This is a genomic window from Mesorhizobium sp. M1E.F.Ca.ET.041.01.1.1, assembly GCF_003997355.1.
Classification (GTDB): Bacteria; Pseudomonadota; Alphaproteobacteria; order Rhizobiales; family Rhizobiaceae; genus Mesorhizobium.
In genome coordinates this window covers 1-8,662 of sequence record NZ_RZSL01000245.1, presented here as the reverse complement: position 1 = coordinate 8,662, position 8,662 = coordinate 1, and the positions used below count along the sequence as shown (strand labels likewise).

Annotated in this window: 7 protein-coding genes; 2 read left to right on the top strand and 5 right to left on the bottom strand. The window is 66.2% G+C overall.

What is annotated here, in order from left to right:
* Positions 1–240: 240 nt before the first annotated feature.
* Positions 241–669: an Lrp/AsnC family transcriptional regulator gene (locus EOA38_RS19860; RefSeq protein WP_126091094.1), complete on the bottom strand. Its 429-nt coding sequence runs from the start codon at positions 667–669 to the stop codon at positions 241–243.
* 122 nt (positions 670–791) lie between these two features.
* Here EOA38_RS19860 and EOA38_RS19855 point away from each other — a divergent pair, with 122 nt between their 5' ends.
* Complete coding sequence (locus EOA38_RS19855; protein WP_127300016.1) at positions 792–1,895, top strand: saccharopine dehydrogenase family protein; 1,104 nt, start codon at positions 792–794, stop codon at positions 1,893–1,895.
* Between the two features lie 191 nt (positions 1,896–2,086).
* Here the strand turns inward: EOA38_RS19855 and lpdA are convergent, their stop codons facing one another.
* The 4 genes from lpdA to EOA38_RS19835 all read right to left on the bottom strand — a co-directional run bounded on the left by lpdA (position 2,087) and on the right by EOA38_RS19835 (position 7,364).
* Positions 2,087–3,499, bottom strand: coding sequence for a dihydrolipoyl dehydrogenase (lpdA, locus tag EOA38_RS19850; protein ID WP_127300015.1), 1,413 nt, complete (start codon positions 3,497–3,499; stop codon positions 2,087–2,089).
* 274 nt (positions 3,500–3,773) lie between these two features.
* Positions 3,774–5,096: a dihydrolipoamide acetyltransferase family protein gene (locus EOA38_RS19845; RefSeq protein WP_127300014.1), complete on the bottom strand. Its 1,323-nt coding sequence runs from the start codon at positions 5,094–5,096 to the stop codon at positions 3,774–3,776.
* Positions 5,097–5,115: 19 nt separating this feature from the next.
* Positions 5,116–6,129: an alpha-ketoacid dehydrogenase subunit beta gene (locus EOA38_RS19840; RefSeq protein ID WP_127300013.1), complete on the bottom strand. Its 1,014-nt coding sequence runs from the start codon at positions 6,127–6,129 to the stop codon at positions 5,116–5,118.
* A gap of 2 nt (positions 6,130–6,131) precedes the next feature.
* Positions 6,132–7,364 (bottom strand): 3-methyl-2-oxobutanoate dehydrogenase (2-methylpropanoyl-transferring) subunit alpha, encoded by a 1,233-nt coding sequence (locus EOA38_RS19835; RefSeq protein WP_127300012.1) that lies wholly within the window; start codon positions 7,362–7,364, stop codon positions 6,132–6,134.
* A 458-nt stretch (positions 7,365–7,822) separates the two neighbouring features.
* Here EOA38_RS19835 and holA point away from each other — a divergent pair.
* A partial coding sequence (holA, locus tag EOA38_RS19830) for a DNA polymerase III subunit delta (protein ID WP_127300011.1) occupies positions 7,823–8,662 on the top strand: 840 nt, incomplete at its 3' end.

Genomic DNA, 8,662 nt, shown 5'->3' with positions numbered 1-8,662 from the left:
CGTTTTGGGAGATTGGCAAAAACCGCCGCGACAGCCAATCTCCCCCCTTGCGGGGGAGATGCCTGGCAAGGCAGAGGGGGGTGCTGTCCCGCCGACGTCTCCAACTGGCCAAAAAGTGGGGGCAGTGTGACGACCTGGCCAAGGTAGCGTTCCTTCACACTCCCCTCTGGCCTGCCGGCCATCTCCCCGCAAGGGGGGAGATCAGCAGCTTCGCCGCCCCGCCGACATCTCACGCACCCCTCACCGATCCACCCGCGTCGACAGAATAATCGACGACGACGTCCGCTCGACCCCATCCATCGCCCCTATCCGGTCGAGCAGCGCGTCGAGATCACGGATCGACGGCGCGTCGACGATGACGATCATGTCGAAATTGCCGCTCACCGAATGCACCGTCCTGACCGGCGGCATCGCCTCGAGGCTGCGCACCACCTTGTCGGCGAGCTTGGGCGTGACGGTGAGCAACACATGCGCCTTGACCAGCCCCTGCTCATAGTCGGGCGCCAGCCTGACACCGTAGCCGGTGATGATGCCGCGTCGCTCCAACCGTTCGATCCGGCTCTGCACCGTCGTGCGCGACACACCGAGCTGCCGCGCCAGCTCGGCAGTCGAGGCGCGCGCGTTGGCGCGCAGCAAGGTGAGCAGGGCCTGTTCGGCTTGGCTGAGCATTGTGACGAATTCCTTCGGCGGATCGCTTAAAGTCTGGTTTCACTTTGCCAGATTTCACGCTTCCTTTCGACAGGCGAGTTGCGATGATCTCGACCAACTCGAATTGGCAGGGGTAATTGATCATGAAGAACATCGTTGTCGTCGGCGCCGGCAAGATCGGCTCGACCATCGCCGAAATGCTTAGCGCCACGGGCGCCTATCGCGTCACGCTCGTCGACCGCTCGGCCGACCAGCTTGCCGCGGCCGAATTGCCGGCCGGCGTCGCGACGCAGGAGCTCGACATCGCCGCAGACGGCGCGCTGGAGAAAGTCCTTGCCGGCAAGTTCGCCGTGCTGAGCGCCGCGCCCTTCCACCTCACCACGCGCATCGCGGAAGCAGCCGCCGCCACCGGCGTCCATTATCTCGACCTCACCGAGGACGTCGTCTCGACCCGCCGGGTGAAGGAGCTGGCGCGTGACGCCAGGAGCGCCTTCATCCCGCAATGCGGCCTGGCGCCGGGCTTCATCTCGATCGTCGCCAACGACCTCGCCAGCCGCTTCGACACGCTGGAAAGCGTGCGCATGCGCGTCGGCGCGCTGCCGCAATACCCGTCGAACGCGCTGAACTACAACCTCACCTGGAGCACCGACGGCGTCATCAACGAATATTGCGAGCCTTGCGAGGCGATCGTCGAAGGCGAGCTGATCGAGGTGCCGCCGCTGGAGGAGCGCGAGGAGTTCTCGCTTGACGGCGTCACCTATGAGGCCTTCAACACCTCCGGTGGTCTCGGCACTCTGGCCGAGACGCTGAAGGGCAAGGTGCGCACGCTGAACTACCGCACCATCCGCTACCCCGGCCATGCCGCGATCATGAAGGCGCTGCTCAACGATCTTGGGCTGCGCCACCGCCGCGACGTGCTGAAGGACATTTTCGAAAGCGCCCTGCCGGCGACGCTACAGGACGTGGTCATCGTCTTCGTCACCGTCTCGGGCCGCAGGAACGGCCGCCTGCTGCAGGAGACCTACGCCAACAAGATCTATTCGCACCGCGTCGGCAATATCGTGCGCAGCGCCATCCAGATCACCACCGCTTCCGGCATCTGCGCCGTGCTCGACATGCTGGCCGACGGCTCGCTGCCGGCGAAAGGCTTCGTCCGCCAGGAAGACATCGCCCTCGACGCCTTCCTCGCCAACCGCTTCGGCGGCGCCTACGCGCAGCACGAGATGGTGAGCCGGCTGGCGAGCTGAGCTGGCTAATCTCCCCCCTTGAGGGGGAGATGTCGCCGAAGGCGACAGAGGGGGTCGCCCCGCATGGAGCGCCAACCTCCATCTGTCGCAAGGTCGCATCCAGTCGAAGCGACCCCTTCTGGCCTGCCGGCCATCTCCCCCTCAAGGGGGGAGATTACGCGCTCCGAGGTCGCGCCTACAAGACATTCCCCTCAAATATGCAGCGCGTGGCCCAGCGCCTTCAGCGCCGCTTCCTGGAAACCTTCCCCTTGCGTCGGATGCGCATGGATGGTGCCTGCTATGTCCTCCAGCCGCGCGCCCATTTCGAGCGCCAGGCCGAACGCGGCCGACAGTTCCGAAACACCCTGCCCGACCGCCTGGATGCCCAGCACCAGATGATTGTCCGCGCGAGCCACAACCCGCACAAAGCCGTCTTCGCCTTGCTTGGTCATGGCGCGGCCGTTGGCGGCAAAGGGAAACTGACCGATCTTGATCTCGCCGCCCAACGCTTTCGCCTCCTCCGGTGACAGGCCGGCGGTGACCAGTTCCGGATCGGTGAAGCAGATCGCCGGGATCGCGCGCTTGTCCCAGCTCCGTTTGTGGCCGGCGACGATCTCGGCCACCATCTCGCCCTGCGCCATCGCGCGATGCGCCAGCATCGGCTCGCCGGTGACGTCGCCGATGGCATGGATGCCGCGCATCGAAGTACGGCACTGATCGTCGATGCGGATGAATTTTCCCGACCTGTCGAGGTCGATCTGCTCCAGCCCCCAGCCCTCGATGAGCGGCTTGCGGCCGACCGTGACCAGGATCCTGTCGGCGGCGACCTTGGCGTTCTTGCCGTCGGCCGTCTCGACCAGCAACGCATCGCCCTTGCCCATCTGCCCCTGGGTCGACAGCCCCTTGGCCTTGGCGCCCGTCATCACTTCGACGCCGAGCTCGCCGAGCCGCTTCAGCACCGGCCGGGTCAATTCTGCATCATATTGCGCAAGCACGCGCGGCAGGGCTTCGACCACGGTCACCTTGGCGCCCATCTTGGCGAAGGCCATGCCAAGCTCCAGCCCGATATAGCCACCGCCGACGACGGCGAGCTTCTTCGGCACTTCGCTCAGCGCCAGCGCCTCGGTCGACGAGATCACCGGACCGCCGAAGGGCAGGAACGGCAATTCGACCGGCGCCGAGCCGGTGGCGATCACCACCGTCTCGGCGCGGATGACCTGGCTTCCGGTCTCGGTCTCGACCTCGACGGTCTTGCCGTCGCGGAACGTCGCCCAGCCATGCACTGTCTTGACCCCTGCCTTCTTGAGCAGTCCGGCGACTCCGCTGTTCAGCCGGCTAACAATACCGTCCTTCCAGGCGACGGTTTTTGCGAGTTCGAGCGCCGGCGCGCCGACCTTGATGCCAAGCGGATCCTTGCCGCCGGCCATATGCGCGACCTTGTCGAACTCCTCCGCGGCATGGATGAGCGCCTTGGACGGGATGCAGCCGACATTGAGGCAGGTGCCGCCCGGCTTGCCGACCTCGACGATCACCGTGTCGACGCCGAGCTGGCCGGCGCGGATGGCGCAGACATAGCCGCCGGGACCGGCGCCGATGACGAGCAGCTTGCAGGAGATCTCTTTCATGTCAGCTGCATCCTTTTTGCGGCGAGGGCGGCGGCGCGCCTTTTCCTTCTCCCCTTGTGGGGTCCGAAGGACGGGGCGAGACCCGTGGCTCGCCCCCGGGCGGTGGATCGGCGCTTTAGCGCCGAGACGGATGAAGGGTGTTCCAGCGGAGTGAGACGCTGGCTCTCCCTGGAGCACCCCTCATCCGTCGCCTTCGGCGACACCTTCTCCCACAAGGGGAGAAGGGGGAGCCCACATTCCGGCGCCGCGCCGTTCAAGATCGACCTCATCCCCCTCAATCCACGAAGATCAGCGCCGGCGTCTCCAGGAGCGCCTTGATGCGCTGGACGAAGACGGCGGCGTCCCAGCCGTCGATGACGCGATGGTCGAAGCTGGACGACAGGTTCATCATCTTGCGCGGAATGAACTGCGTGCCGTCCCACACCGGCCGCACCATCATCTTGTTGACGCCGACGATCGCCACTTCCGGATAGTTGATGACGGGCGTCGTCGCCACGCCGCCCATGGCGCCGAGCGAGGTGATGGTGATGGTCGAGCCGGAAAGCTCCTCGCGGCTCGCCGTGCCGGACTTGGCGGCGTCCGCGAGACGGTTGACCTCGGCGGCGCAGTCCCAGAGGTCGCGCGCCTCGGCATGCTTGACCACCGGCACCACGAGGCCGTTGGGCGTCTGCGCTGCAATGCCGATATGGATGCCTTCATGCTGGTGGATGATGCCGGCCTCGTCGTCGAACAGCGCGTTGAGGTTCGGCTGGTCGGCGATCGCCTTGACCATGGCCCGCATCAGGAAAGGCAGCAGCGTCAGCTTCGGCCTCTCCGCACCCTTGGCGGGTCGCTTCTCCTTGTTGAGCGTGGCGCGCAGCTCCTCGAGCGCCGTGACGTCGATCTCCTCGACATAGGTGATGTGCGGGATGCGCGATTTGGCGAGCGCCATCTTCTCGGCGACCTTGCGCCGCAGGCCGACGATCTTGATGTCCTCGACGCCATCCTTGCGGGCAAGGCCGGTGGCGCGGGCAAGCTGCGGACCCCGCGCCAGGAAGGCCTCGATGTCCTCATGGCCGATGCGCCCGGCCGGCCCGCTGCCCGGAACCTGGCGCAGATCGATGCCGGCTTCCTTGGCGCGCAAGCGCACAGCGGGTGAGGCCAGCGGCTTTTCGCCTTCGGCGCGCGGCGCGCCCGGGACGGAAGGTGGACGTGCCTTCGGCGCGACGACCGGAGGCGGCACCCTCGCTGGCGGCTCCACCGGCTTCGGCGCCGATTTCGGAGCGCTCGGGACCGGTTCGGCCTTCACCTCGGCCGGCTTGGCCGGCGCCTTCGGCGCGGCCTTAGCGGTGCTGTCCGCCTTCACATTGCCTTCGCCGGCCACCTTCAGCCGCACGATCGGCGAGCCGATCGCCACAGTGTCGCCGATCTCGGCGCCCAGCCACACGATCTCGCCATCGACCGGCGACGGGATCTCGACGGTGGCCTTGTCGGTCATGACGGCGGCCAGGACCGCATCCTCGCGCACGAGGTCGCCGATCTTGACGTGCCATTCGACAAGCTCAGCCTCGGCGACGCCTTCGCCGACATCGGGAAGCTTGATCACATATTCGCCCATCCTCAGGCTTCCCCCTTCTTCAAGCTTCAATCGTCTCGACGAGCGCGCGCCCGACCCGCGCCGGGCCGGGGAAATACTCCCACTCCTGCGCATGCGGGTAGGGCGTATCCCAGCCGGCGACCCGCGCCACCGGGGCCTCCAGATGGTAGAAGCAGCTTTCCTGCACCAGCGAGACGAGCTCGGCGCCGAAACCGGAGGTGAGCGTCGCCTCATGCACGACGACGCAGCGCCCGGTCTTCTTCACCGAGGCGACGATCGTGTCGAGGTCGAGCGGCAAAAGCGTCCTGAGGTCGATGATCTCGGCGTCGATGCCGGTTTCCGCAGCCGCGGCCTCGGCGACATAGACCATGGTGCCATAGGCAAGCACGGTGACCGCCGAGCCCTGCCTGCGGATCGCCGCCTTGCCGAGCGGAATCGTGTAATGACCGTCGGCGACCTCGCCGAGCTCATGCTTCGACCAGGACGTCACCGGCCGGTCGTGATGGCCGTCGAAGGGGCCGTTATAGAGCCGCTTCGGCTCGAGGAAGATCACCGGGTCCGGGTCTTCGATCGCCGCGATCAAAAGCCCCTTGGCGTCGTGCGGGTTGGACGGCACCACCGTCTTCAGGCCGGACACATGCGTGAACAGGGCTTCCGGGCTCTGGCTGTGCGTCTGGCCGCCGAAAATGCCGCCGCCGGTCGGCATGCGCACCACGATCGGGCAGGTGAAATCGCCGTTCGAGCGGTAGCGCAGCCGCGCCGCCTCCGACACGATCTGATCGTAAGCCGGATAAACATAATCGGCGAACTGCACCTCGACGCAGGGTTTCAACCCATACGCGGCCATGCCGATCGCCGCGCCGACGATGCCGGATTCGCTGATCGGCGCATCGAAGCAGCGGCTCTTGCCGTATTTGGCCTGCAGGCCCTGCGTGCAGCGGAAGACGCCGCCGAAGAAGCCGACATCCTCACCGAACACGACGACGCGCTCGTCGCGCCCCATCGATACGTCCATGGCGTCGCGGATCGCCTCGATCATCGTCCGTCTTGGCATGGTCAGACCCCCGCCTGCTGGCGCTGGCGCCTGAGATGCGGCGGCATTTCGGCATAGACGCCTTCGAACATGTCGCGTGTCGACGGCTTGCCGCCGGCATGCAGCGTGCCGTGGCTTTCGGCCTCCTTCTGCGCCGCGATCACGGTCGCGAGGATTTCGGCTTCCGCCTGGGTGTGGCGATCCTCCGACCAGACGCCCTTGTGGATGAGATGGTTCTTCAGCCTGACGACCGGATCGCCGAGCGGCCAGGCATCGGACTCCGCCTTGGGCCGGTAGGCGGACGGATCGTCCGAGCTCGAATGCGCGCCGACGCGGTAGGTGACATATTCGACCAGCGTCGGCCCGAGATTGCGCCGCGCCCGCTCGATCGCCCATTTGGCCACCGCATGCACGGCGAGATAGTCATTGCCGTCGACGCGCAGCGCGGGGATGCCGAAGCCGAGGCCGCGCGCGGCGAAGGTGCCGGAGCCGCCGCGGGCGATTCCCTGGAAGGTCGAGATCGCCCACTGATTGTTGACCACATTGAGCACGACCGGCGCCTTGTAGGTCGAGGCGAACACCAGCGCCGCGTGGAAATCGGATTCCGCCGTCGAGCCGTCGCCGATCCAGGCCGCGGCGATGCGCGAATCCTTCGAGATCGCCGAGGCCATCGCCCAGCCGACCGCCTGGATGTACTGCGTCGCCAGATTGCCGGAGATCGAGAAGAAGCCGTGCTCCTTCGACGAATACATGATCGGCAGCTGCCGGCCCTTCAGCGGATCGGCCTCGTTGGAATAGATCTGGTTCATCATCATGACCATCGGGTAGCCGTCGGCGATCAGCAAACCTGCCTGTCGATAAGTCGGGAAATTCATGTCGCCGGGCTGCAGCGCCTTGCGAAAGGCGCAGCTCACCGCCTCCTCGCCGAGATGCTGCATGTAGAAGGAGGTCTTGCCCTGGCGCTGCGCCATCTGCATGCGCGCGTCGAAAGTCCTGAGCGTCATCATGTGGCGCAAGCCTTCCAGAAGCTCCTCGTCGGTGAGCAGCCCGGCCCATGGGCCGACGGCCTCGCCCGCGCGGTTGAGCACCCGGATGATCGAGAAGGCCATGTCACGGATCGTGCGCGGATCGACGTCGATCTCCGGGCGCGGCACCGAGCCTGCCTTGGGAATGGTCACATTCGAGAAATCAGGCGTCCCGCCGGGCCGGACCTCGGGCTCGGGCACATGAAAGCGCAGCATTCCAGCATCGGCCATGAGCTCACGTCCTCCAATGTTGCCGGTGCGATATTTGCACATCCGCGCCGCCATTTCATCGGGCGAGATGGCGGCCGTCCTCCCGGTCATCGGCCCCTGAAGCCGATGCGGCACATGGCCGACAAGATGCAGATATGGCGGCGAAATTTCTTGTCGATGTTTTCGCCCGCCGCGCAATTTGGCGGAAGATTGCGCATGGTTTCCCGCCAGATAAAGCAATTAACGAGTAGCAAGGGCCTTGCACGGCCTTTCCCTTCTCCCCTTGTGGGAGAAGGTGGATCGGCGCGATAGCGCCGAGACGGATGAGGGGTGCTCCAGCGGAGTGAGGCGCTGGCGTTCCCTGGAGCATCCCTCATCCGTCGCCTGCGGCGACACCTTCTCCCACAAGGGGAGAAGGAGAGGACGCCGGCGCCGATCTCTGGTTCACCCCAACTCATCGCCATGCTAACTCACCCCGCATGGCACAGAAGAAGGGATACGAGGTCGATTCGTGGCTCGCGAAGCCGGATCCGGCCATGGCGATCATCCTGCTTTACGGTCCCGATCGCGGCCTGGTGGCCGAGCGGGCAAAGACCTTCGCCGCCAAGACCGGCCTTCCGCTCGACGATCCGTTCTCGGTGGTCAAGCTGGACGGCGCGGAAGTCGACCGCGATGAGGGCCGCCTGCTCGACGAGGCGCGCACCGTGCCGATGTTCTCCGACCGGCGGCTGCTTTGGGTGCGCAACGCCAGCGGCCAGAAGGCGCTGGCCGACGACATCAAGGCGCTGACGGCGGAGCCGGCGCGGGATGCGATCATCCTCATCGAAGCCGGCGACCTGAAGAAAGGCACCGGCCTGCGAGCCATTGTCGAGGCCGCCGCCAACGCCATCGCCTTGCCGTGCTATGCCGACGAGGCCCGCGACCTCGACACCGTCATCGACGACGAGCTGCGCAAGGCCGGCATGTCGATGACGCTCGACGCCCGCCAGGCGCTGCGCCGCAATCTCGGCGGCGACCGCCTGGCCTCGCGCGGCGAGATCGAGAAGCTGGTGCTCTACGCCCACGGCCAGAAGGAAATCACCCTGGACGACGTGAGCGCCATGTCGGGCGACGTCTCCGGCGCCTCCTTCGACGATGCGATCGACGCCATGCTCGACGGCAAGGTCGGCGATTTCGATGTGGCCTTTACCCGCCACTGCCAGTCGGGCGGCCACCCGTTCCTGGTGCTGTCCTCGGCGATGCGGCAATTGCAGGCGATCCAGGTCATGCGCGGCCAGATGGAATCCGGCGGCCGAAACGCCGCGTCGGTCGTGGCGGGC

Coding starts and splice junctions, on each gene's coding strand:
- EOA38_RS19860 (WP_126091094.1), bottom strand. CDS start 669: ATGCTCAGCCAAGCCGAACAGGCCCTGCTCACCTTGCTGCGCGCCAAC.
- EOA38_RS19855 (WP_127300016.1), top strand. CDS start 792: ATGAAGAACATCGTTGTCGTCGGCGCCGGCAAGATCGGCTCGACCATC.
- lpdA (WP_127300015.1), bottom strand. CDS start 3,499: ATGAAAGAGATCTCCTGCAAGCTGCTCGTCATCGGCGCCGGTCCCGGC.
- EOA38_RS19845 (WP_127300014.1), bottom strand. CDS start 5,096: ATGGGCGAATATGTGATCAAGCTTCCCGATGTCGGCGAAGGCGTCGCC.
- EOA38_RS19840 (WP_127300013.1), bottom strand. CDS start 6,129: ATGCCAAGACGGACGATGATCGAGGCGATCCGCGACGCCATGGACGTA.
- EOA38_RS19835 (WP_127300012.1), bottom strand. CDS start 7,364: ATGGCCGATGCTGGAATGCTGCGCTTTCATGTGCCCGAGCCCGAGGTC.